We start from the raw sequence: 23663 nt of genomic DNA, 5'->3' as shown, positions 1-23663 counted from the left end.
CGCCCGTGCGGCGCAGCTAACAAAACCGGTCTGGTAACCGAAGGAGTCGTCTTAATGTGTACCACATGCGGTTGCGGTGAAGGCGAACGCAAAATCGAGGGCGATGAACACCCTCATGATCACGACCATCACCACGAACATTCCCATAATCATGAGCATAGTCATGAGCATAGCCATGAGCATAGCCATGAACATAGCCATGCTCACCCCCATCATCACCATGCCCACGCGCACCACCATGAACCGGGCCACGCGCATACGCATGACGGACATGACCATGACCACGGCGACGGGCAGCCGGCCCAGTGCGTGATCATTCATCATCACCATTACTATCATCATCATGGCGATGTGCATCATTACTACCACGAAACGGCAACGTTGCGGGCGGGAGATCTCGGTGCCGGCGCTCATCGCCGTTACGGCCATCACCCGCATCATGAGCATTCACACGATCATGAGCATTCACACGATCATGAGCATTCCCACGATCATGAACATCCGCAGCCGACCGCCGTTCAGCCGGAAGAGCGCTTCGAGCCGGTGGTGCGGGATCAGGATCTGCATTACGGACAAGGCGCTGCCGGCACCCATGCGCCGGGCGTTGGTCAACAGCGTCTGTTGCAGATCGAAATGGACGTGCTGAGCAAAAACAATCAGGTCGCGCAGCATAACCGCGAGCATTTCGAGGCCGGGCATATTCTGGCGTTGAACCTGGTCTCCAGCCCCGGCTCCGGCAAGACCACGCTGCTGACCAGCACGCTGCATCTGTTGCGTGATCGCCTGCCCTGCGCGGTGATTGAAGGCGATCAGCAGACCACCAATGACGCGGAGCGCATCCGCGCGACCGGGGTGCCGGCGATCCAGGTGAATACCGGTAAAGGCTGCCATCTGGATGCTGAAATGGTGCACGATGCCGCGCATCGGCTGTCGTTGCCGGATCACAGCCTGCTGTTTATCGAAAACGTAGGCAATTTGGTGTGCCCGGCCGGTTTCGATCTGGGCGAGCGCCATAAAGTGGCGGTACTGTCCGTCACCGAAGGTGAAGACAAACCGTTGAAATATCCGCATATGTTTGCGGCGGCGTCGCTGATGATCATCAATAAGATCGACCTGTTGCCCTATCTGGATTTTGACCTGGAAGCCTGCGTGCGCAATGCGCGCCGCATCAATCCGGATATCGCCGTCATCGCGCTGTCGGCCCGAACCGGCGAAGGGATGGACGAGTGGCTGGCCTGGCTGGAGGCGCAATTGCTGGGGAGTCAGCCATGTGCCTAGGCGTGCCCGGTAAAGTGGTCTCGGTCGGGGCGGATATTCATCATCCGGCCCGGGTGGATGTGTGCGGTGTGCAGCGCGACGTCAACATCGCACTGGTGTGCGACGGCGAGCCCGCCGAGCTGATCGGCCAGTGGGTGTTGGTACACGTTGGGTTCGCCATGAGTCTGCTGGACGAACAGGAAGCGCAGGACACGCTGGAGGCGTTGCAGTCAATGCAGGCCGTCGGACTGGAGCTGGATGAAGTCCGGCAAACCGGAGCTGTTTATGCAGTACGTAGATGAATTCCGCGATCCGGAACTGGCCAAGGCGCTGTTGCAGCGGATCCGGGCGCTGGTGGCGGATCGTCCGCAGTGGACGGCGCGTCCGCTGCAATTGATGGAAGTGTGCGGCGGGCATACCCACGCCATCTTCAAGTTCGGCATCGACCGGCTGTTGCCGCCGGAAATCGAATTTGTGCACGGCCCGGGCTGCCCGGTGTGCGTGCTGCCGATGGGGCGCATCGACGCCTGTCTGGAGATTGCCGCGCGGCCAGAAGTCATTTTCTGCACCTTCGGCGATGCGATGCGGGTGCCGGGGCGCAATGGCTCCCTGCAGGACGCCCGCCGTCACGGCGCCGATATCCGGGTGGTTTACTCGCCGATGGATGCGCTGGCGTTGGCGGAACAGCACCCCGATCGGCAGGTGGTGTTCTTCGGGCTCGGCTTCGAAACCACCATGCCGAGCTCAGCATTGACGCTGCAACAGGCCAAGCGTCGCGGCATCGATAATTTCTCGCTGTTTTGCCAGCACATCACCATCATTCCGACCCTGCGCAGCCTGCTGCAGCAGCCGGATTTGCGCATCGACGGCTTTCTGGCGCCCGGCCATGTCAGCATGGTGATCGGCGCTTATCCGTATCAACCGCTGAGCGCACAGTTCCATAAGCCGTTTGTGGTTACTGGGTTTGAGCCGCTGGATATTCTGCAGGCGCTGTTGATGCTGGTGCAGCAACTGCATGACGAACGTTGCGAGGTGGAAAATCAGTACCGTCGTATCGTGCCGGACAGCGGCAATGTGCTGGCGCAACAAGCGATGGATGAGGTGTTTGAAACCAAAGCCAGCAGCGAGTGGCGTGGGTTGGGCGAGATCGCCAATTCCGGCATGCAACTGCGTCCGGCGTATGCCGGGTTTGATGCGGAACTGCGCTTTAAACCGCAACAGCAACGGGTGGCGGATGAGCCGTTATCCCGCTGCGGTGACGTACTGACCGGGCGTTGCAAACCGAGCGACTGCCCGCTGTTTGGGCAACGGTGTTCACCGCAAAATGCCATCGGCGCGCTGATGGTGTCTTCTGAAGGGGCCTGCGCGGCCTATTACCAGTATCGCCGGGAGTGTGCCTGATGACTGCAACCATTCTGCCCAAAGAAATTACCTTGGCGCACGGCAGCGGCGGCCAGGCGATGCAGCAGCTGATTGAGGCGTTGTTTCTGCAGGCGTTTGACAATCCGCTGCTCGGTGCCCGGGAGGATCAGGCGCGTCTGCCGCTGGCGCCGCTGGCGGCGGCAGGCGACCGTCTGGCGTTTACCACCGACAGCTATGTCATCGACCCGATCGTCTTTCCCGGCGGCGATATCGGCAAGCTGGCGGTTTGCGGCACGGTGAACGATTTGGCGGTCAGCGGGGCGCTACCGCGTTATCTCTCCTGCGGTTTCATTATTGAAGAAGGGCTGAGCGGCGAGATGCTGGCCCGGATTGTCGGCTCCATGGCGCAAACCGCCCGCGACGCCGGGGTACACATTGTCACCGGCGACACCAAAGTGGTGACGCGCGGTGCGGCGGACAAACTGTTTATCAATACCGCCGGAATCGGCGTGATCCCGACGGAGATCCGTTGGGGAACCGGCGAGATCCGCCCCGGCGATCGCATTCTGGTCAGCGGGACGTTGGGCGACCACGGCGCAACCATTCTCAACCTGCGGGAAAATCTGGGGCTGGAGGCGGAACTGGTTAGCGATTGCGCCGTGCTGGAGCCAGTGATCGCGCCGCTGCGGCGGATTGACGGCGTGCGTGCATTGCGCGACGCCACGCGCGGCGGGGTGACGGCGATCCTGCATGAGTTCGCCGCCGCCAGCGGCTGCGGGATGGAAGTGCAGGAAAGCGCGCTGCCGGTAAAAACCGCGGTGCGCGGTATTTGCGAACTGCTGGGGCTAGAGGCGTTGAACTTCGCCAACGAAGGCAAACTGGTGCTGGTGGTGTCGCCGGAAGCGGAAAGCCAGGTGCTGGATGCGTTGCGCTCCCATCCGCTGGGACGCGATGCCGCGGTTATCGGCAGCGTCACCGATAAAAAACAGGTACGCCTGTGCGGTGTGTTTGGCGCGTCCCGCCTGCTGGATTTACCCCACAGCGAACCGATGCCGAGGATTTGTTGATTATCTAGCCCTGTTCTGATCGTTGTCATTATCGATTTGATGATGGCAGGTGGACGCAATGGCGTAAATTACGCTGAGGGAAAACAGACTCCCGGCCGAGCGGCATGGATGCCGCGAGAGTCGCTGCCGCGCCGGGAGCGCGTCAGCGGCGGGCCGAACAGGAGGCGGTTTTTCCTGAAGGCACCGCATAGCGGCGTAATTTCCCGTCGTAAGCCCGGGTTCTTAGGGCGGCGGCGATTGGTCGCCCTAAGTGGACGCTAATGCGAGTTAGTGAGGACGCGCACCGAGCATGACGGCGTCCATTCTTCAACTGCTACATTGATAGTCGCCCAAATGGAACATGATTCATCACATGGTGATGGGATAGAAATCCGCATTAAAGGCAAGGTGCAGGGGGTGGGGTTTCGGCCCTATGTCTGGCAGATCGCCCATCGGCTAGGTGTTAAAGGTAGCGTGCTTAACGACGGCGCGGGCGTGCTGATCCGGTTATGGCCGACGAGCGCTGAAGCCGATTTCGTGGCGGCGTTGCACGCCGAATGCCCACCTCTGGCGCAGATTGACCAGTTGACATGTCAGCCTTATTGCTGGGTATCTCTGCCGGATGATTTCACGATTGAACATAGCGGCAGCGGCGCGATGGATACCCAGATTGTGCCGGATGCCGCTACCTGCGACGCCTGTCGTCAGGAGTTGTTCGACCCGGCCAACCGCCGCTATCGCTATCCGTTCATCAACTGCACCCACTGCGGGCCGCGCTTTACCATCATTCGCCAGATGCCCTACGACCGGCCGTATACCGCGATGGTGGCGTTTCCGCTCTGCGCCGACTGTGATGCGGAGTACCGCCATCCGGCCGATCGGCGCTTTCACGCGCAGCCCAATGCCTGCCCGACGTGCGGGCCCCATATGTGGCTGCATGACGGCCGACAGCGGTGTGCGGAAGGTGATGAGGCGATTGCGCAGGCGGCGCAGACGCTGCTGGCCGGCGGGATCGTCGCCGTCAAAGGGTTGGGCGGTTTCCATCTGGCGTGCGACGCCATCTGCGACGATGCCGTGGCGCGGCTGCGGGCGCGCAAACACCGTCCGGCCAAACCGTTGGCGGTGATGTTGCCGGATGACGGCTGGCTGGCCGCGTGCAGCACTCTCTCCGATGTCAATGCCGCACGGCGTCTGTTGCGCAGCCCGGCGGCACCGATTGTGTTGTTGCCGCTGCGCACCGACGGCGCGTTGTCAGCCGGGATTGCTCCCGGCCTGGATGAAGTGGGGCTCATGCTGCCTGGCAATCCGTTGCAGCACCTGTTGCTGGCGGCAGTCGGACGACCGTTGGTGATGACCTCCGGGAATGCCAGCGGCAGGCCGCCGGCGCTCGATAACGCACAGGCGTTAACGGATCTCGCCGGCATTGCCGATGTGTGGCTGCTGCACGATCGCGACATTGTGCAGCGGGCGGACGATTCGGTGGTACGGATGCAGTCCGCCGGCCAGGCGGAACTGTTGCGTCGCGCGCGCGGCTATGTGCCGGACGCGCTGCCGCTGCCGCCGGGATTCAGCGAACAGCCGTCGCTGTTGGCGATGGGGACTGATCTTAAAAATGCGTTCTGCCTGTTGCGTGGCGGCAACGCCATCCTCAGTCAGCACCTGGGCGACCTGTCCGATAGCGGTATCGAGCGCCAGTATCACCAGACGCAGGCGCTGTTTGCCGATGTGTACCGGTTTACGCCACAGGCCATGGTTGTGGATGCGCACCCCGGTTATGTCAGCCACCGGTGGGGAAAACAGCAGGCGCAGGCGTTGCAGATTCCCTGTATCGAGGTGCTGCATCATCATGCGCACATTGTGGCCTGTATGGCGGAGCACCAACGGCCGCGTGATGCCGGGCCGGTGATCGGCCTGGCGCTGGATGGCATCGGCTACGGCGCGGATGGGCAGTGGTGGGGCGGCGAATGTCTGCTGGTGGATTACGCGCACTGCCGGCATCTGGGCGGCTTGCCGCCGGTGGCGTTACCCGGCGGCGATCTGGCGGCTCGCCAACCCTGGCGTAATCTGTTGGCGCAGTATCTGGCGTTTGTCTCTGACTGGGCGCAGCGCCCGGAGGCGACGGCGATCCCGGCCAGCGCGGCGCCGCTGTTGACGCGGGCCATCGAACGCGGCATCAACGCGCCGCTGGCGTCATCCGCCGGCCGGTTGTTTGACGCCGTGGCTGCCGCACTTGGTTTTAATGGCGAGCAAAGCTGGGAAGGCGAAGCCGCCTGCTGGCTGGAAGCGCTGGCCCGTCAACATACCGACGCGGCGCCGCCGGTGACGTTGCCGCTGGCGGGGAATCAGTTGGATCTGGCGGTGTTTTGGTCGCAGTGGCTGGCGTACCGCGCCGCGCCGTCTGATCGGGCATGGGCGTTTCATGTGGCGCTGGCGGATGGGCTGGCGGCGCTGGCGCGTCGGGCGGCCGCCGAGCATCAGACCGATTGCGTGGTGCTCTCCGGCGGCGTGATGCACAACCGGTTGCTGGCGGCGTTGTTGCGCGACAGGCTGGCCGGGTTCGAGCTGCTGCTGCCGCGTCAGCTTCCCGCCGGTGACGGCGGAGTGGCGCTGGGGCAGGCGTTGATCGCCGCCAGCCGGTTCGCGCAGGCGGGCAAACTGTTATAGCGTTTTTGTTCCTGACTGTATCTGTTCTGTCTCTGAATGGGCGTGTTACTGTCGCGCCATCCGGCGAATGGCCGCCGGACTGGTCAACCGGAGGGCAGCGTGGACGAGGTCAGGCGTATTCTCAGTGCGGAAATCGAGCAAATCAATCGCGACGAGCAGCGGGATAATCGCATTCGCTTCAGCCGCCGTTTTATCGTCACCCATCCGGTTCTGTTTGGCGCCATGTTGGTGAGCTATATCCCGGTGGCGCTGATCCTGTGGTACGCGCCGTATTTCGGCGTGTCCTATGTGATGGGATTTACGTTGTTTTTAGTGTTGATGGCGTTGGCGCTGTTGATGGATATCAATCCACGCTATCGCTTTGACGATATCGATAAGCTGGATCTGCGGGTTTGCTATAACGGCGAGTGGTATAACCGCCGCCATGTTTCACCGCAGACGCTGGAAGCCTTGCTGCGACACCCACAGGTGGCTGAAAGCGTTAAGCAGGGGATCGTGCGTCTGCTGGATGCCAAAGGTTATCTCTATTTTTATGATGTCTTCTCGCTGGCGTACCGCACACCGGTGTCGCATCCGTGACAGGGCATGGCGCTGGTGGTACTGTCAAAATGATATTGGATTGATGACAGGACAACAGTATGAGCCGGACTTCCCCTTTTTCTCCGTCTTCCTCCGTTAAAACCGTATTGGTCGTCCAAATGGGCGAGCCGCCGACGCCGATCGCCGATGCCCTGGGGCAACAGGCCCACTGGTTTACCGATGCATTGGCGGCGGAGGGCGCCACTGTACGGGTGGTGCGGCCGGATGCCGGCGAAAGCTTGCCGGCGCCGCAGGAGCAGGATGTGGCGATCATCAGCGGCTCCTGGTCGATGGTGACTGATCGGCTCGACTGGAGCGAGCGTACTGCCGACTGGTTGCGGCAGACGGTCAACGCCGGTTTACCGGTACTCGGTGTCTGTTATGGCCATCAGTTGTTGGCGCACGCGCTGGGTGGCACGGTAGCGGATAACCCCAATGGGCGAGAAATGGGGTTGAAAACGGTGTCGTTGCACGTTAATGCCGACGCTGATGATTTGCTGGGCGACGTCCCTGCCTGTTTTGATGCCTACCTGAGTCATCAACAGTCGGTACTCGTACCACCGCCGGGGGCGCAGGTACTGGCGTTTTCCGAGCAGGATGGATGCCAGATTATTCGTTACTCGCCGCATACGCTGTCGGTACAGTTTCATCCGGAGATGGACCAGGCCGTGATGAATGCGTGCCTGCGCCACTGCCGGTTGCCGGAGCTGACCAATGATAACGAGCCGGTGTGGGCCAGACGCCTGTTGCTGAATTTTGTCCGCCAGGCGTTTGCGCGCAGGGTGTGCGACGCTGAATAAGTTCGAACAGCTGGCGCACCAGATGCGCGAGCAACTGCAGGCCGGTATCTGGCAACCCGGCGAGAAGTTGCCGTCGCTGCGGGAGAAAGCGGTACACAGCGGGCTGAGCTTGATGACTGTGTTGCATGCCTATCAGTGGCTGGAAAGCCAGGGGCTGATCGTTTCCCGGCCGCAGTCCGGCTATTATGCGGCGCCCCGTGTTCAGGCTCCGCCCGTGCCGTTGGATAAGGGCAAGGCGGTGCAACTGACGGCGCAGGTCGACGTCAATGCCTTTATTTTCGACGTGTTGCAGGCCAGCCGCGTCCCCGGCGTGGTGCCGTTCGGCTCCGCCTTCCCCGATCCTCGTCTGTTTCCCCAGCGCCAGCTGACGCGCTCGTTGGCGACGGTGGCGCGCCGCATGCAGCCGGACAATGCGGTAGATAATCTTCCTCCAGGCAATGAACGTCTGCGTATGCAGGTAGCCCAACGCTATGCATTGCAGGGCATCTCGGTATCGCCCGATGAGATTGTCATCACCAGCGGCGCGTTGGAGTCGCTAAATCTCAGCCTACAGGCGCTAACGCGCCCCGGGGATTATGTGGTGGTGGAGTCGCCGACGTTTTATGGCGCGTTGCAGGCTATCGAGCGTCTGAGGCTTAAAGCGATCGCCGTGACAGCTTCCCCACAGACAGGCCTTGATCTGGATGCGTTGCAACAGGCGCTGCGCGATTATCCGATTCGTGTCTGCTGGCTGATGAGTAATTTTCATAACCCGTTGGGGTGCACATTATCCTGGGAAAAAAAGCAGCGTTTGGCCGAGCTGCTGCAACAGTACCAGGTGCCACTGATTGAAGACGATGTGTACGGTGAACTGTATACCGGCACTCATCGGCCGTTGCCCATGAAAGCGCTTGATCGGCAAGGGGACGTGTTGCATTGCTCTTCATTTTCGAAAAATCTGGTGGCCGGTTTTCGGGTCGGCTGGGTAACGGCGGGGCGTTGGACGGAACGTATCCAGCGGCTGCAATTGATGAGTACGCTGTCAGCCAGTGCACCGATGCAGCTGGCGGTGGCGGATTATCTGGCGACCAGCAGTTACGACAGCCACCTCAGGCGGTTACGCCGCACATTGGAGCAGCGAAAATACCGAATTTATCAGGCTATGCGCACGCATTTTCCCGCTGCCGTCGATATCTATTACGCGGACGGCGGCTATTTCCTGTGGCTGGCGCTGCCGGAGGGCGGCGACAGTATGGCGTTGTATCGGCAGGCGCTGGCGCAGGGGATTACGTTGGCGCCAGGAAGAATGTTCACCACCGGCGATAAATTTGAACGCTACTTTCGCATCAATACATCCCTTGAGTGGAATGACCGCACCGAAAAGGCAGTATTGACGCTGGCGGAGCTGTTGCATCAGCAACGGAGTGATCATTGACTGGCCGTGTGATCATGGATTGGCGTCGCACACCCATACTAAAAATACGGTTACATTATGACGGCTGGATAGTTCAGCCGGTGATATATCGGTTATCTTGCTGATGGCGCGGTGTCGACGTTTTTTATGAACCGCTTATTTTATTCGTGGGTTTTAATTTTCATCGTAATTAATGGTCTTATTCCACTCATTATATTCAGCTTATCCGGAAGAACATTCCAGGCTCGTCTTTTTTTATATTTCATCTGAACCCTTCTGCGTGTTTTTATTATTTCTTCGGAATAAAAGATGTGTGGGAATAAATAATCTTCCACCAGAGGGATGGCGTGTTTATTCACTTAAATGATAAATATTTTTAATTAATATAAATGCTGAAACGGAAGGGTCTTATTATCGTTATGTAAAATAATATATAACGATTAGTCGGTTACGCATTGTTTGATAATGAGAATTGTTCGTCATAAGTGGGTGTTTGCGTTAAAAAACATCGTTGTTGTGATGAAGTGTGACGGATTTGTTGTTATTGAGATAAACGCTTGGCGCTTTTTTTTTACCGGCGCATAATGCGTATGTTTAGTAAGGTTTTATGCGCCAATTCGCAAAAATCTATTCATATCAATAAAGCATCATCGTATTTATGTCGATATGGCTCTGAGTGATGTCGTGCGAGGAATATCCCATGCAGGTCAGCAGAAGACAATTTTTCAAAATATGTGCGGGTGGTATGGCCGGTACCACGGTCACTGCCCTGGGCTTTTCTCCCAGCGTTGCGTTAGCTGAGACGCGGCAATATAAATTACTGCGCGCCAAAGAGACGCGAAATAACTGCACGTACTGTTCCGTTGGGTGCGGCATTTTAATGTACGGCCTGGGCGACGGCGCCAAAAACGCCAAATCTTCCATTTATCATATCGAAGGGGATCCGGATCATCCGGTTAGCCGAGGTGCGCTGTGCCCTAAAGGCGCCGGTCTGGTGGATTTCATTCATAGCGATCAGCGGCTGCTGTATCCGGAATATCGCGCGCCGGGCGCCGATAAGTGGCAGCGCATCAGTTGGGAAGAGGCGTTGGATCGTATCGCGCGTCTCATGAAAAAAGACCGCGACGCCAACTTTGTGGAAAAAAACAGCGCCGGAGTCACGGTTAACCGCTGGCTGACTACTGGGATGCTGTGTTCTTCGGCGGCCAGCAATGAAACCGGTATTCTTGATCAGAAGTTCGCGCGTGCGTTGGGTATGATCGGTATCGACACTCAAGCTCGTCTGTGTCACGGCCCGACAGTGGCTGCGTTGGCGCCCACCTTTGGCCGTGGCGCCATGACCAACAACTGGGTGGATATCAAGAATGCCAACGTCGTGTTGGTGATGGGCGGCAACCCGGCGGAAGCGCACCCGGTAGGATTCAAATGGGCGGTCGAAGCCAAAATTCATAATGGCGCCAAACTGATTGTGGTTGACCCGCGTTTTAACCGTTCAGCTTCCGTCGCGGATCTGTATTCGCCGATTCGCGCCGGCTCCGATATTACCTTTCTGTTAGGGGTCGTGAATTACCTGCTGACCCACGACAAGATCCAGATGCCGTATGTGAAGGCCTACACCAACGCCAGCCTGATCGTGCGTGACGACTACAGTTTCGATGAAGGTATCTTCAGCGGCTATAGCGAAAAAGAGCACCGCTATGATCGTACCTCATGGCAGTACGCGCTGGATGAAAACGGCTTCGCCAAACGTGATTTAACCTTGAGCGATCCGCGTTGCGTGTGGAATCTGCTGAAGGAGCACGTCAGTCGTTATACGCCGGATCTGGTGACATCGGTGTGCGGTACGCCGAAACAGGACTTCCTCACTATTTGCGATCTGCTGGGCTCAACCAGCGTTCCTGATCGTACCGCGACCATTATGTATGCGCTGGGATGGACTCAGCACACTGCGGGCGCGCAGATTATTCGCACCGCGGCCATGATCCAGCTGTTGTTGGGCAACGTCGGTATGGCGGGGGGCGGCGTCAATGCGTTGCGCGGTCACTCCAATATTCAGGGGTATACCGATCTGGGGCTGCTGTCGCTGAACCTGCCGGGCTACATGCCGTTGCCGTCGGAAAAACAGACCTCGTTGAAAGAATACCTGGATCAGATCACGCCGAAGGCGCTGCTGGCGGATCAGGTCAACTACTGGAAGAACACGCCGAAATTTTTTATCAGCATGATGAAGAGTTTCTGGGGCGATAAGGCGACGAAGGACAACGACTGGGGCTACGACTGGCTGCCGAAGTGGGACAAAAGCTACGACGCGCTGGCCTATTCCCGCATGATGCTGGATGGCAAGGTCAATGGCTATATCGTGCAGGGCTTCAACCCGATGGCGGCGTTTGCTGATTCCAACAAAGCGCGCGATGCGTTGAAAAAACTGAAGTACATGGTCGTCATCGACCCGTTGGCGACCGAAACCTCCAACTTCTGGCAGAATCACGGTGAGTTGAACGATGTAGATTCAAGCCAGATACAGACGGAAGTGTTCCGTCTGCCTTCCAGTTGTTTTGCCGAAGAAAACGGCTCCATCGTTAACTCTGGTCGCTGGCTGCAGTGGCATTATCAGGGCGCGGTACCGCCGGGTGAAGCGCGTAACGATGGGGTGATCATCGCCGGTTTGTTCTTGCGCCTGCGCGAACTGTACGCCAAAGAGGGCGGCGCCAATCCCGATCCGGTGCTGAATATGTCCTGGAATTACCTTAATCCGGAAGATCCGACGCCGGAGGAGATCACGCAGGAAGCCAACGGCCGCGCACTGGCGGATTTGCTCGATGACAAAGGTGTCCCTGTGCTGAAAAAAGGGCAACTGGTGCCGGATTTCTCCGTACTGCGTGACGACGGCTCCACCGCCAGCTTCTGCTGGATTTACGCCGGATCCTGGACGGAAGCGGGCAACCAGATGGCGCGGCGTGATAACTCTGATCCATCAGGGTTGGGTTGTACGCCGGGATGGGCCTGGAGCTGGCCACAGAATCGTCGCATTCTCTACAACCGCGCGTCGGCAGATGAACAAGGCCGCCCGTGGGATCCCAAACGTGAGTTGATTCGCTGGAACGGCCAGAAATGGACCGGGGTCGATGTGGCGGATTTTGCTGCGACCGTGCCGCCGGGCAATGCGGCGGGGCCATTTATTATGAATGCGGAAGGGTTGGGGCGGCTGTTCGCCATCGACAAAATGGCGGAAGGCCCGTTCCCGGCGCACTATGAGCCGCTGGAGTCCCCGCTGAAGAATAATCCGGTCTATAGCAAGGCGCTGGTCAACCCGGCCGCCCGAATTTTGGAAGCGGATCGCCCACGGATGGGAACGGTTGATGAGTTTCCGTTCGTCGCTACCACCTATTCCATCACCGAACTGTTCCGCCACTGGACCAAACATGCCCGGCTTAATGCCATCGTACAGCCGGAACAGTTCGTCGAAATCGGCGAGGGGTTGGCGAAGCAGAAAGGCATTCAGGCTGGCGATATGGTGAAAGTCAGCAGCAAACGCGGTTATATCAAGGCTAAAGCGGTAGTCACCAAGCGTATCCGCACCCTGACGATTCAAGGTAAACCGGTGGAAACCATCGGCGTTCCTTGTCACTGGGGCTTTGAAGGCACCACGCAGAAAGGCTTTATGGCTAATATCCTGACGCCGCATGTGGGTGATGCCAATAGCCAGACGCCGGAGTACAAGGCGTTTCTGGTGAATGTGGAAAAGGCGTAGCGGAGAAACACTATGGCAATGCAATCTCAAGATATTATCCGTCGCTCCGCGACCAATTCATTGACACCGCCGCCACAGGCCCGTAATCACAAAGAGCAGGTGGCTAAGCTTATCGACGTCACCACCTGTATCGGCTGCAAGGCTTGTCAGGTGGCCTGTTCCGAATGGAACGATATCCGTGATGATGTCGGGCATAACATCGGGGTGTACGACAACCCTACCGATCTCAGCGCCAAGTCCTGGACGGTGATGCGGTTCTCCGAAGTTGAAGAGAACGGCAAGCTGGAATGGTTGATCCGTAAAGATGGCTGTATGCATTGCGCTGACCCTGGCTGCCTGAAGGCGTGTCCGGCGGAAGGGGCGATTATTCAGTATGCCAACGGTATTGTTGATTTTCAGTCGGAACACTGCATTGGTTGCGGTTACTGCATCGCAGGGTGCCCGTTCAATGTGCCGCGCATGAACAAGGACGACAACAAGGTGTACAAGTGCACTCTGTGCGTTGACCGTGTGGAAGTTGGTCAGGAGCCCTCTTGCGTGAAGACTTGCCCAACCGGCGCGATCCATTTCGGTACCAAAGACGAGATGAAAGTGTTGGCGAGCGAGCGGGTGAAAGACCTGAACAGTCGTGGTTACAACAATGCCGGCTTGTATGATCCAGCGGGTGTCGGCGGGACACATGTGATGTATGTCTTACATCATGCCGATCGTCCCCAGCTCTATCACGGTCTGCCGGATAACCCGAGCATCAGCCCAGCGGTGACTTTCTGGAAAGGCGTTTGGAAGCCGCTGGCTGCTATCGGGTTTGCCGCCACCTTCGCCGCCAGCGTATTCCACTATGTTGGCATTGGTCCGAACCGCGTAGAGGAAGAGGACGAAGAGCACCACGAGGACAAGCAACATGAAAAAGAATAATCGTATTCAGCGTTATAGTGCGCCAGAGCGCATCAACCACTGGATTGTCGCGTTCTGTTTTGTGTTCGCTGCACTCAGTGGATTAGGGTTCTTTTTCCCGTCGTTCAACTGGCTGATGAATGTATTGGGTACGCCGCAACTGGCGCGTGTTCTGCACCCGTTTGTCGGCGTGGTGATGTTTGTGGCGTTTCTGCTGATGTTTTTCCGTTACTGGAAACATAACCTGATCCATCGTGATGACATCGAATGGGCCAAAAATATCCACAAGATCGCCCGCAATGAAGAAGTGGGCGACACCGGGCGCTACAACTTCGGCCAGAAATGCGTGTTCTGGCTGGCCATCATCAGTTTGCTGTTGCTGTTAGGCAGTGGGGTGGTGATCTGGCGGCCTTACTTTGCGCCATCGTTCCCGATCCCGCTTATCCGGGCGGCGCTGGTGGTGCATTCCGTCGCTGCCGTCGGGCTGATCTTGGTCATCATGGTGCACATCTACGCGGCGTTGTGGGTTAAAGGCACCATTACCGCGATGGTGGAAGGCTGGGTGTCAAAATCCTGGGCGAAGAAACACCATCCGCGCTGGTATCGTGAACTGCAATCCAAAGGGCAGGAAAAGCAGCCCTGACGAAACGCGGTGCGACATTGGCATCATCACAAGGGGAAGCGTTGGCTTCCCCTTGTGATGTTTTATGGCGTACATCCTTACTGCCCGGCACATCTCTTCTTCATACGTCGGTAGCCGGCACAGTGCGAATCTGCGCGTTTGGCGCGCCATTCAGCCGGCTTGTGCAACGCTGCCCGGCCACAGCCGGAAACACAATGCGGGCGTTTTGCCCTGCAACTCAATCGTTAGGGTATCGCTACGCATTTATGTCCACCATTTTGCGGATGACGAGCCGCGCTGCCGTCTTGTCGCTCACCCGCGCGGCAAATGAGGAAAATCACTGCTGTCAGCAGGGAATAACCTGTTAACATTAGCGCTCTCAGAGCCTATCCCTTCAGGCGGTTGCGCTTGCCATGCCGCAGTGTGGCGGCGCTCAAGTTTTGGCGCATGGGTATACCCCGTTTGGGGCGCGTGGGGTGGATAGGCCTTTAATTTGCGCGATCGCCGGCGGTGGTCGTTTCGTCACAATACCGTGATGGTCACAGCCGACGCGCGGTGTGCTTTTCAATATCGACAACGGGAAATATCACCTGATGAGTATTCGTATCGTGCCGCAGGATCAACTGGCAGGCCAGAATGATAAATCTTCCACTCTTGGCGCTATCCCGCCGCTGCTGTTTGCGAATCTGAAAAGCCTGTACAGCAACCGAGCCGAACGTCTGCGCCAACTGGCGGAGAATCATCCGTTGGAGGATTACCTTGATTTCGCCGCTGCGGTGGTCGAGGCGCAGCAAAAAGTCCTGCACGATCACCCCCTGCAACAGGATCTTGCCTTTTTGCTGGAAAACAAGGGTGAACGTCCGCCGTTGGACGTCAGCGTCTTCCCGCGCGATCCGCACTGGCACACGTTGCTGCGGGCATTGATTGAGGAACTGAAACCGGGCGCCGACGGCCAGGTGCTGTCCACGCTGGAGAATCTGGAAAAAATGTCGGCGCAGGAGTGGGAGACGCTGGCGAGCGCGCTGCTGAACCAGCAATTCAGCGAGGAAGACAACGACAAAGCGCCGTTCGTCTGGGCGGCGTTGTCGCTGTACTGGGCGCAGATGGCGACCAGCCTGCCGGGCAAGGCGCGCGCGGAGTTGGGCGAACACCGGCAGTTCTGTCCGGTGTGCGGCAGCATACCGGTTTCCGGCGTGGTTCAGCTCGGTACTACCAGCGGTTTGCGTTATCTGCACTGCAATTTGTGCGAGACCGAATGGCATATGGTACGGGTGAAATGCAGTAACTGCGAGCAGGCCGGCAAGCTGAATTATTGGTCGTTGGATGACGAAAATTCAGCCATCAAGACCGAGAGTTGTGATGACTGCGGCACCTATCTAAAGCTGTTGTATCAGGAGAAAGATCATCGGGTGGAAGCCGTCGCCGACGATCTGGCGTCACTGGTGCTGGATATCAAAATGGAAGAAGAGGGTTTTGCCCGCAGTAGCATCAATCCGTTTCTGTTCCCGAATAGCAATATTTAAGGCGCTACGGCGTCTCCGTGTTGATGGAGACGCCGGCATGATACCCGCCGTTCAGTTGGCGGCTTGCAGTGATCGCCACCAACAGAAGGTGGCCAGCAAATAACATGTCAGGATCACCACCCCCATCGATAGCGCACTGGTTCCGCCACTGAGTCCGGTGAGTGGTACGCTCAGCGCGCCGAGGGCGAACATGCTAAGCCCCAACAGCGCCGACGCGCTGCCCGCTTTGCCGCCCTGACTCTGCATTGCCAACGCGGATGCGCAGGGGCCGATAAAACCAATCATCGATATCGCCAGGAACAGCGGTAACAGAATCCCTATCAACGGCGCGTGCAGATAACCGGCCAGCGCCAGCGCCAGCGATGCGACGATGGCGATCCCCAACCCCAGACGCAGTACGCCGTTTTCCCCCCAACGACGGCACAGCCGCTCGGCGAGCTGCCCGGCAATGATCAAGCCAATGCTGTTGACGGCGAAACACAGGCTGAACGCTTGCGGGCTGAGCCCATAAATCTCCTGGAGTACAAACGGCGATCCCCCGATATAGGCGAACATTCCTGCCCCCGAAAACCCTTGCGTAAGGCACAGACCCATAAACTGGCGAGCTTGTAGCAGGCTGCCGAGCGACGCCAGCATGGCGCCGATGCCGCCGTCGATACGGCGTTTAGCCGGTAATGTTTCCGGCAGCCGCAGTGCGCTCATGAGTAGCAGCAGGATGGCGATAAGCGTCAGCGTAACGAAAATTCCGCGCCAGTTGGTGAGCGTCATCAACGCACCGCCCAGTACCGGCGAAAGAATAGGGGCCAATCCGTTGACCAGCATCAACAGTGTAAAGAACCGGGTGAGTTCGTGTCCGGCATACAGATCGCGCGCGACGGCACGCGACAATACTGCACCGCCTGCACCGGCAATCCCCTGTAACAGGCGGGCAATAATCAACTGGCCGATATCCGATGCCAGCGCACACCAGGCGGAAGTGAGCAGCAACATGATCAACGACCATAACAATGGCCCGCGCCGTCCGCGTTTATCGCTAAGCGGGCCGAAAATCAGCTGGCCGAAGCCCAGGCCCAGCAAGCCTGCGGTCAGGCTGAACTGCGCGGTGGCGGTAGATGTGGACAACTCGCTGGCCAGTTGCGGCAGCGCAGGCAGATAAAGATCGGTACAAAGCGGTCCCAATGCCGCCAGCGAGCCGAGGATCAGCGCATAACCGAACCTGGAGCGATTGGACGTGGATTTACTCATGGTGATCCTGTGGAAAGGTGAGATTAAGCAAATTTTCGTATAACGGTTGCAGCACGTCGGCGGCATAGTAGGCCGGCAACAAACTGCGCCAGGCGGTGCCTTCACCCAGCACCGCCATCAGTTCGACCCGGGCTGCGATCTCCGGGTCGCTGAAATGGGGGTAGCGCTGCTTCACCAATGAGCAGGCTTGCTGAAACAGCCGCCGATCCGCGTCATGCAGAATAGTGGCGACTCGTGGATTGCGCGTCGCTTCAGCGGCGACCTCCAGCATCAATGCATGGTCGTCGCTCCAGCTGGGGTCATCGTCCGGCAGCTCGCGCCGCGCCAGCCTGGGGGCGAAGAGCAATGGATCCTCCTTGCCCGGCGACATGTGTTTCAATCGGCATTCCACGATGCGGCGCACGATCTCTTCGATGATGTCGTCCTTGTTGATGAAATAGCGATAAATCTGCCCGACGCTGAGCCGGGCCTGAGCGGCGATTTCCGCCATACTGGCGCCATGGAATCCGGCGTGACGGAAACAGTAGCGGGCCGCGGCAATGATCTGATCCCGCCGGGCCAGCGTTTTGTCGTCTGTACGTGGTAATGACACGGTATGCTCCAGTAAGTCCGGATAACGTTGCTTACGTTACCCTTGCAAAGGTCATAAGAAGATTGACGTAATTTTTTTTATATTGAGAATGAACGTTCATTCTCAATTTTAGGGACGGCTTGATGCGAAGTAAAATGTTAATTGTGACAACCAGTGTCGTGCTGATGGCATGGAATTTGGCCGGTTGTGAGCAGAAAAATGAATCCCCGGAGAGGGCTGCGCCGGTGGAGGTAACGGTACAAACGCTGAAAAGCGCCCCTGTCACCTTGCACAGTGAATTGACCGGGCGCGTGACTGCGGCGCAGGTGTCCGAGGTGCGACCACAGGTGGACGGCATTATCCTCCAGCGGCTATTTACCGAAGGCAGCGAGGTGAAAGCCGGACAGGTGCTGTACCAGATTGATCCGGCCAGTTATCAGGCTGCTCAGGATCAGGCTGCCGCTGCGCTGAAAAATGCCCAGGCCACGGTGCGTTCGGCGAAACTGAAAGCGGAACGCTATGCGCGCCTGTTGAAAGAAGACGGCGTCTCGCAGCAGGATGCCGACGATGCGCAGGCCACTTACGAAGAGAGTGTGGCTAATGTCGCGGAAAAGGCGGCGGCGGTGAAAACGGCGCAGATTAATCTGGCCTACACCCGGATCACCGCGCCGATTGCCGGGCGTATCGGCATCTCCTCCGTCACGTCGGGCGCGCTGGTCACGGCCAGCCAGAGCACCGCGTTGGCGACCATCCGTCAATTGGATCCTATTTACGTCGACCTCACCCAGTCCAGCCGCCAGCGGTTGGCATTGTTGTCCAGCCAGCAGCAGCCCCAGACTCAGGCCGTGTTGACGCTGGAAAATGGCCAGCGTTACGCGCAGCCCGGCACCGTGAAGTTGGCGGAAGTCGCCGTGGATGAAGCCACCGGCAGCGTCACATTGCGGGCGGAGTTCGCCAACCCGGCCCATACGCTGTTGCCGGGCATGTTCGTTCGGGCATCGGTTGCTACGGCGACGTTGCCGGATGCCATTCTGGCGCCTCAGCAAGGGATTATCCGTGATGCCAAAGGCCGGGCGACCGCCTGGGTGGTGAACGATAAACAGCAGGTGGAACTGCGGCAGGTGGAAACCGGCGAGGCGATTGGCGACAACTGGCTGATTACCCAAGGATTGCATACTGGCGAGCGCATAATCACGGAAGGTACCGACAAAGTGCATAACGGGGAGACGGTAACGGCGGTTGAAGGTAAGACACCATCCGGCGCGGTATCTCAACGCGGCACGGAGGCACAGTAACTATGTTCTCCCGCTTTTTCATTTATCGCCCGGTTTTCGCCTGGGTGATCGCCATCGTCATTATGCTGGCCGGCGCGTTGTCCATCGAGTCGTTGCCGGTGGCGCAGTACCCGGATGTGGCGCCGCCGTCGGTATCCATCAAGACCAACTATCCCGGTGCGTCGGCGGAAACGCTGGAAAACAGCGTCACCCAGGTGATTGAACAGCAGCTGACCGGGCTGGACGGGTTGCTCTATTTTTCGTCGACCAGCGACTCCAGCGGCGATGTCAGAATCACCGTGACCTTCGCCCAGGGAACCGACCCGGATACCGCACAGGTACAGGTGCAGAACAAAGTGCAGCAGGCCACCAGCCGCCTGCCGACCGAAGTGCAGCAACAGGGGTTGACGGTCACGAAATCGCAGAGCAATTTTTTGCTGATCGCCGCGCTGTATGACGTCACCGATAAAAGCAGCGCCGCCGATATCGCCGACTATCTGGTCAGCAATATGCAGGATGCCCTGTCGCGCGTGGCGGGGGTCGGCAGCGTACAGGTGTTCGGTTCCCAGTACGCCATGCGTATTTGGTTGGATCCGGCCAAACTGGCGTCCTACAGCCTGATGCCGTCGGATATCTCCTCGGCGATTGAAGCGCAGAACACCCAGGTATCCGCCGGCAAGATCGGCGGGAAACCCGCTTCCGCCAATCAGCAATTGACGGCCACGGTCACGGCACAGTCCCGGCTGAAAACCCCGGAAGAATTTCGCAATATCATCATCAAAAGCGAAACCAGCGGGGCGTTGGTTCGGCTGGAGGATGTCGCCCGGGTGGAGATCGGTAATGAAGATTACTCCATGACCACCCGGTTGAATGGGCATCCCGGCGCGGGGATTGCGGTCATGCTGTCGCCGGGGGCGAATGCGTTGTCCACCGCCGAGCGCGTCAAGGCTAAAGTGGCGGAGTTCGAACCGCAGATGCCGCAAGGCTATAAAGTGGCCTACCCGAAAGACAGTACCGACTTCATCAAGATTTCGGTCGAAGAGGTCGTGAAGACGCTGTTCGAGGCCATCTTGCTGGTGGTGCTGGTGATGTTCCTGTTCCTGCAAAACCTGCGTGCAACCTTGATCCCGGCCGTCGCGGTGCCGGTGGTGTTGCTGGGAACCTTCGGTGTGCTGGCGGTCTTCGGCTATTCCATCAACACCCTCACGCTATTCGGTATGGTCTTGGCCATCGGTTTGCTGGTGGATGACGCCATTGTGGTGGTGGAAAACGTCGAGCGTCTGATGCGGGAAGAGCGGATGGCGCCGGCCGCTGCTACCGAAAAATCGATGCGCGAGATCGGCAGCGCGCTGGTCGGCGTCGCCATGGTGCTGAGCGCCGTCTTTCTGCCGATGGCGTTCTTCGGCGGTTCCACCGGTGTGATTTATCGCCAGTTCTCCATCACCATCGTGTCTTCCATGCTGCTGTCGGTACTGGTGGCGTTAACGCTGACGCCGGCATTGTGTGCATCGTTGCTGAAACCGACGGCGCATGCGTCGACCGGCAACGGCTTTTTCGCCCGCTTCAACCGGGGGTATAACGCGCTGCAAACCCGTTATGTCGGGCGGGTGGCGCAGGTGCTGACCCGTTCCTGGCGCTATCTGGCGCTGTACGGGCTGGTCGTGGCGGTGATGGGGGTGCTGTTCGTGCGGTTGCCGGGCGGTTTTCTGCCCAACGAGGATCAAGGCGATGTGATGGTGCAGTTCACGCTGCCGGCCGGCGCGACCGATGCGCGCACCCAAGCAGTGGGAAAGACTATCGAGAACTATTTCCTCACCCAGGAGAAGGACAACGTGGAGGCGATCTTCGTGATCTCCGGGTTTAACTTCAGCGGCAGCGGCCAGAATGCCGGTATGGCGTTCGTCGCACTGAAAAACTGGAGCCAGCGCTCAGGCGAACAAAACAGCGCTGAAACGATCGCCCGCCGGGCGATGGGGGCGCTCGCCAGTATCCGTGATGCGCAGGTCTTTACCATGTCGCCGCCGGCGGTGCAGGGGATGGGGCAATCGAACGGTTTCACCTTTGAATTGCAGGCGACCGGCAGTACCGATCGCAGCCGGTTGTTGGCGCTGCGCGACCAGTTACTGGCCGCAGCGGCGAAGAACCCACGGTTGTCGGCGGTGCGCCCCAACGATCTGGCGGAGATGCCGCAGTTGCAGGTGGATATCGACTACGCCAAAGCCAGCGCGCTGGGGCTGTCGGTCAGCGATGTCACCAGTACGTTGAGTAGTGCCTGGGGCAGTACCTACGTCAACGATTTTATCGATCGTGGGCGGGTAAAAAAGGTTTATATTCAGGGGGATGCAACTTCTCGCAGCAAACCGGCCGATCTCGATAAATGGTTTGTGCGCGGTACCGACAGCAGCGGTAACAGCGTCATGACGCCATTCTCCGCGTTTGCTTCCACGCGCTGGAGCTTCGGCCCGGAGAGCCTGTCGCGCTACAACGGGCTGGCGGCCTATGAGATTCAGGGTGCGGCCGCATCGGGCGTCAGCTCAGGCGAAGCGATGGACGAGATGGAGTCACTGGCGCGCTCGCTGCCGTCCGGCACCACCTTCTCGTGGAGCGAACTGTCGTATCAGGAACGGTTGGCCAGCGGGCAGTCGGTATCGTTGTACGCCATTTCCATTTTGGTGGTGTTCCTGTGTCTGGCGGCGTTGTATGAAAGCTGGAGCGTCCCCTTCTCGGTGATGATGGTGATCCCGCTCGGCGTGGTGGGCGCGGTGTTGGCGGCGACCCTGCGCGGGCTGGAAAACGATGTCTATTTTCAGGTGGCGTTGTTGACCACCATCGGGCTATCGGCCAAAAACGCCATCCTGATCGTTGAGTTCGCCGAAGCGGCCTACCGGCGCGGTGCCACGCTGTATGAAGCGGCGTTGGAGGGGGCGCGCACCCGGTTGCGTCCGGTGCTGATGACCTCGCTGGCGTTTATCGCCGGTGTGCTGCCGCTGGCGGTGGCGACCGGGGCGGGCGCCAACAGCCGTATCTCCATCGGCAGCGGTATTGTCGGCGGGACGCTGACGGCGACGATACTGGCGATCTTCCTGGTGCCGTTGTTCTTTGTTCTGGTGCGGCGGGTTTTTTCCGGTCGTAAAAACGAGTCCCGGCAGTTACCGGTCGACCCTTCACAGGGAGAAATCTAATGCGCGTCATCGCAGGCATCGTCACCGGCGTTATGTTGTTGTCCGGTTGTACGCTCGCTCCACACTATCAACGGCCATCTGCGCCGGTGCCTGAAAACTGGCCGCAGGGCGCGGCCTATCAAACCGCTTCGCCCGCCGGGCGCGCCGCTAACGACATTCCGTGGCGCGAGGTGATGGTGGATGCGCGTCTGCGTCAGGTGGTCGACATGGCGCTGTCGGATAACCGCAGCCTGCGCAAAGCGATCGCCGATATGGAGGCGGCGCGTGCCCTGTATGGCGAACAGCGTGCGGATCTGGCGCCGTCGCTCAATGCCACGCTCGACGGTACGCGCAGCCGTGCGCTTAATAGCAGCGGCAGCGGGACATCGCTCAGCCAAAGTTATAGTGCGGGGCTCTCCGTCAGTGCCTTCTCGCTGGATCTGTTCGGCAAAAACCGCAGCCTGACCGGCGCAGCGCTGGAGACTTACCTTGCCAGCGCGGAAACCGCCACCAGCACCCGTCTGACGCTGATTGCCGACAGCGCCACCGCCTGGGTGACGTTGGCGACCGCCCGCAGCGATCTGGCGCTGGCGCGGCAGACGATGGCAAGCGCCGGGCAGTCGCTGGCGGTAACGCGCAGCCGGCAGCGCAACGGCGTGGCGTCGGCGGTGGATGTGGCGCAGTCGGAAACCGTTTATCAGCAGGCGCGGGCGGATGTCGCCAGCGCGTTGACCACCGAAGCGCAAAGCCGGAACGCGCTGGATCTGCTGGCGGGCCGTCCGGTGCCGGAGGCATTGCTGCCGGACTCGCTGGAGAGCGTGAGCGGGGCGGTCGCGCCGGTAGCGGCGGGGATTTCCTCCACGGTGCTGTTGCGACGTCCTGATGTGCAGGCGGCGGAACATACCCTGAAATCCGCCAACGCCAATATCGGCGCGGCGCGAGCGGCCTTTTTCCCCAGCATCACCCTCACTGCCAGCAATGGCATCGGCAGCAGCGAGCTGTCATCGCTGTTTCGTCATGGTTCTCGGGTCTGGTCGGTTGTGCCCGGCGTGAGTCTGCCGATTTTCGACGGCGGCGCCAATCTGTCGGCGCTGCGTTATGCCGAAGCGGAGAAAAAAGGCTATATCGCCAGCTATGAGAAAGCGGTGCAAACCGCGTTCAGCGACGTGGCCGATGCGCTGGCCCGCAAAGGAACCCTCGCTGAGCAGCAATCGGCGCAGCAGGATTATGTGTCGGCGGCGCAACGCAGTTATCAGTTAGCCAGCAGTCGTTATCGTGAAGGCGTGGACACCTATCTGAATGTGCTGGATGCGCAACGCACGCTGTACAGCGCCCGTCAGTCGCTGATTTCGCTGGAGCAATCGCGGCTGAACAACCTGATCACCCTGTATAACGCATTAGGCGGCGGGGTGGATTAAGTGTTGGCTTTACGGGTCATTTTGCATCGGGCCGGGGGCGATATTCTCAGGTACTGCGGGTATGTTCGGTGTACTGCTATGCTACTGACACGACGCTCAATAC

General features: G+C 59.0%; 17 protein-coding genes. 15 read left to right on the top strand and 2 right to left on the bottom strand.

Features of this window, described 5'->3' with window-relative positions; all coding sequences use genetic code 11:
- The first annotated feature begins 54 nt into the window (after positions 1 to 54).
- The 12 genes from hypB (at position 55) to fdhE (ending at position 15891) form a co-directional block, all read left to right on the top strand.
- On the top strand, positions 55 to 1278 hold the full coding sequence (hypB, locus tag DPA2511_RS12985) for a hydrogenase nickel incorporation protein HypB (RefSeq protein ID WP_015854210.1): 1224 nt from the start codon (positions 55 to 57) through the stop codon (positions 1276 to 1278).
- A complete protein-coding gene (hybG, locus tag DPA2511_RS12980; RefSeq protein ID WP_015854209.1) occupies positions 1269 to 1559 on the top strand; it encodes a hydrogenase maturation factor HybG in 291 nt (96 codons plus the stop codon). The genes hypB and hybG overlap by 10 nt, the downstream gene beginning before the upstream one ends.
- Positions 1543 to 2658: a hydrogenase formation protein HypD gene (gene hypD / locus DPA2511_RS12975; protein WP_015854208.1), complete on the top strand. Its 1116-nt coding sequence runs from the start codon at positions 1543 to 1545 to the stop codon at positions 2656 to 2658. Before hybG ends, hypD begins: the two co-directional genes overlap by 17 nt.
- On the top strand, positions 2658 to 3686 hold the full coding sequence (hypE, locus tag DPA2511_RS12970; protein WP_015854207.1) for a hydrogenase expression/formation protein HypE: 1029 nt from the start codon (positions 2658 to 2660) through the stop codon (positions 3684 to 3686). Before hypD ends, hypE begins: the two co-directional genes overlap by 1 nt.
- A 333-nt stretch (positions 3687 to 4019) precedes the next feature.
- Positions 4020 to 6329 carry a carbamoyltransferase HypF gene (gene hypF, locus DPA2511_RS12965; protein WP_015854206.1) on the top strand — a complete coding sequence of 770 codons (2310 nt, stop codon included), beginning with the start codon at positions 4020 to 4022 and terminating at the stop codon, positions 6327 to 6329.
- A gap of 99 nt (positions 6330 to 6428) precedes the next feature.
- Complete coding sequence (locus DPA2511_RS12960) at positions 6429 to 6908, top strand: YlaC family protein (RefSeq protein WP_015854205.1); 480 nt, start codon at positions 6429 to 6431, stop codon at positions 6906 to 6908.
- 59 nt (positions 6909 to 6967) lie between these two features.
- The gene (locus DPA2511_RS12955; RefSeq protein ID WP_015854204.1) at positions 6968 to 7708 is read left to right on the top strand and encodes a glutamine amidotransferase; all 741 of its coding nucleotides are present in this window, start codon (positions 6968 to 6970) and stop codon (positions 7706 to 7708) included.
- Positions 7701 to 9122: an aminotransferase-like domain-containing protein gene (locus DPA2511_RS12950; protein WP_015854203.1), complete on the top strand. Its 1422-nt coding sequence runs from the start codon at positions 7701 to 7703 to the stop codon at positions 9120 to 9122. The genes DPA2511_RS12955 and DPA2511_RS12950 overlap by 8 nt, the downstream gene beginning before the upstream one ends.
- A gap of 679 nt (positions 9123 to 9801) precedes the next feature.
- On the top strand, positions 9802 to 12852 hold the full coding sequence (fdnG, locus tag DPA2511_RS12945; protein ID WP_015854202.1) for a formate dehydrogenase-N subunit alpha: 3051 nt from the start codon (positions 9802 to 9804) through the stop codon (positions 12850 to 12852).
- 12 nt (positions 12853 to 12864) lie between these two features.
- Positions 12865 to 13767, top strand: coding sequence for a formate dehydrogenase subunit beta (gene fdxH / locus DPA2511_RS12940; RefSeq protein WP_015854201.1), 903 nt, complete (start codon positions 12865 to 12867; stop codon positions 13765 to 13767).
- Positions 13754 to 14389 carry a formate dehydrogenase cytochrome b556 subunit gene (fdoI, locus tag DPA2511_RS12935; protein WP_015854200.1) on the top strand — a complete coding sequence of 212 codons (636 nt, stop codon included), beginning with the start codon at positions 13754 to 13756 and terminating at the stop codon, positions 14387 to 14389. The genes fdxH and fdoI overlap by 14 nt, the downstream gene beginning before the upstream one ends.
- Before the next feature lie 572 nt (positions 14390 to 14961).
- A complete protein-coding gene (gene fdhE / locus DPA2511_RS12930; RefSeq protein ID WP_015854198.1) occupies positions 14962 to 15891 on the top strand; it encodes a formate dehydrogenase accessory protein FdhE in 930 nt (309 codons plus the stop codon).
- Between the two features lie 51 nt (positions 15892 to 15942).
- Here fdhE and DPA2511_RS12925 read toward each other — a convergent pair whose 3' ends face one another.
- Positions 15943 to 17136: a multidrug effflux MFS transporter gene (locus tag DPA2511_RS12925; RefSeq protein WP_015854197.1), complete on the bottom strand. Its 1194-nt coding sequence runs from the start codon at positions 17134 to 17136 to the stop codon at positions 15943 to 15945.
- On the bottom strand, positions 17129 to 17728 hold the full coding sequence (locus DPA2511_RS12920) for a TetR/AcrR family transcriptional regulator (protein WP_015854196.1): 600 nt from the start codon (positions 17726 to 17728) through the stop codon (positions 17129 to 17131). Before DPA2511_RS12920 ends, DPA2511_RS12925 begins: the two co-directional genes overlap by 8 nt.
- Before the next feature lie 122 nt (positions 17729 to 17850).
- Between DPA2511_RS12920 and DPA2511_RS12915 the strand changes: the two genes are divergently transcribed.
- Genes DPA2511_RS12915 through DPA2511_RS12905 form a run of 3 tightly spaced genes read left to right on the top strand, consistent with a single transcriptional unit; the run spans position 17851 to position 23560 of the window.
- A complete protein-coding gene (locus tag DPA2511_RS12915) occupies positions 17851 to 19002 on the top strand; it encodes an efflux RND transporter periplasmic adaptor subunit (RefSeq protein ID WP_015854195.1) in 1152 nt (383 codons plus the stop codon).
- A gap of 2 nt (positions 19003 to 19004) precedes the next feature.
- Positions 19005 to 22163 (top strand): efflux RND transporter permease subunit, encoded by a 3159-nt coding sequence (locus DPA2511_RS12910; RefSeq protein ID WP_015854194.1) that lies wholly within the window; start codon positions 19005 to 19007, stop codon positions 22161 to 22163.
- Positions 22163 to 23560: an efflux transporter outer membrane subunit gene (locus DPA2511_RS12905; protein WP_015854193.1), complete on the top strand. Its 1398-nt coding sequence runs from the start codon at positions 22163 to 22165 to the stop codon at positions 23558 to 23560. The genes DPA2511_RS12910 and DPA2511_RS12905 overlap by 1 nt, the downstream gene beginning before the upstream one ends.
- The last annotated feature ends 103 nt before the right edge of the window (positions 23561 to 23663 follow it).

This window comes from Musicola paradisiaca NCPPB 2511, assembly GCF_000400505.1.
GTDB classification, from domain to species: Bacteria; Pseudomonadota; Gammaproteobacteria; order Enterobacterales; family Enterobacteriaceae; genus Musicola; species Musicola paradisiaca.
The sequence above is the reverse complement of the archived record's forward strand: the minus strand, read 5'-3'. Positions and strand labels throughout refer to the sequence as shown.

What these genes read in the sequence shown, in the direction of transcription:
- hypB (WP_015854210.1), top strand. Translation starts at nt 55, where the DNA reads ATGTGTACCACATGCGGTTGCGGTGAAGGCGAACGCAAAATCGAGGGC.
- hybG (WP_015854209.1), top strand. Translation starts at nt 1,269, where the DNA reads ATGTGCCTAGGCGTGCCCGGTAAAGTGGTCTCGGTCGGGGCGGATATT.
- hypD (WP_015854208.1), top strand. Translation starts at nt 1,543, where the DNA reads ATGCAGTACGTAGATGAATTCCGCGATCCGGAACTGGCCAAGGCGCTG.
- hypE (WP_015854207.1), top strand. Translation starts at nt 2,658, where the DNA reads ATGACTGCAACCATTCTGCCCAAAGAAATTACCTTGGCGCACGGCAGC.
- hypF (WP_015854206.1), top strand. Translation starts at nt 4,020, where the DNA reads ATGGAACATGATTCATCACATGGTGATGGGATAGAAATCCGCATTAAA.
- DPA2511_RS12955 (WP_015854204.1), top strand. Translation starts at nt 6,968, where the DNA reads ATGAGCCGGACTTCCCCTTTTTCTCCGTCTTCCTCCGTTAAAACCGTA.
- fdnG (WP_015854202.1), top strand. Translation starts at nt 9,802, where the DNA reads ATGCAGGTCAGCAGAAGACAATTTTTCAAAATATGTGCGGGTGGTATG.
- fdxH (WP_015854201.1), top strand. Translation starts at nt 12,865, where the DNA reads ATGGCAATGCAATCTCAAGATATTATCCGTCGCTCCGCGACCAATTCA.
- fdoI (WP_015854200.1), top strand. Translation starts at nt 13,754, where the DNA reads ATGAAAAAGAATAATCGTATTCAGCGTTATAGTGCGCCAGAGCGCATC.
- fdhE (WP_015854198.1), top strand. Translation starts at nt 14,962, where the DNA reads ATGAGTATTCGTATCGTGCCGCAGGATCAACTGGCAGGCCAGAATGAT.
- DPA2511_RS12925 (WP_015854197.1), bottom strand. Translation starts at nt 17,136, where the DNA reads ATGAGTAAATCCACGTCCAATCGCTCCAGGTTCGGTTATGCGCTGATC.
- DPA2511_RS12915 (WP_015854195.1), top strand. Translation starts at nt 17,851, where the DNA reads ATGCGAAGTAAAATGTTAATTGTGACAACCAGTGTCGTGCTGATGGCA.
- DPA2511_RS12910 (WP_015854194.1), top strand. Translation starts at nt 19,005, where the DNA reads ATGTTCTCCCGCTTTTTCATTTATCGCCCGGTTTTCGCCTGGGTGATC.
- DPA2511_RS12905 (WP_015854193.1), top strand. Translation starts at nt 22,163, where the DNA reads ATGCGCGTCATCGCAGGCATCGTCACCGGCGTTATGTTGTTGTCCGGT.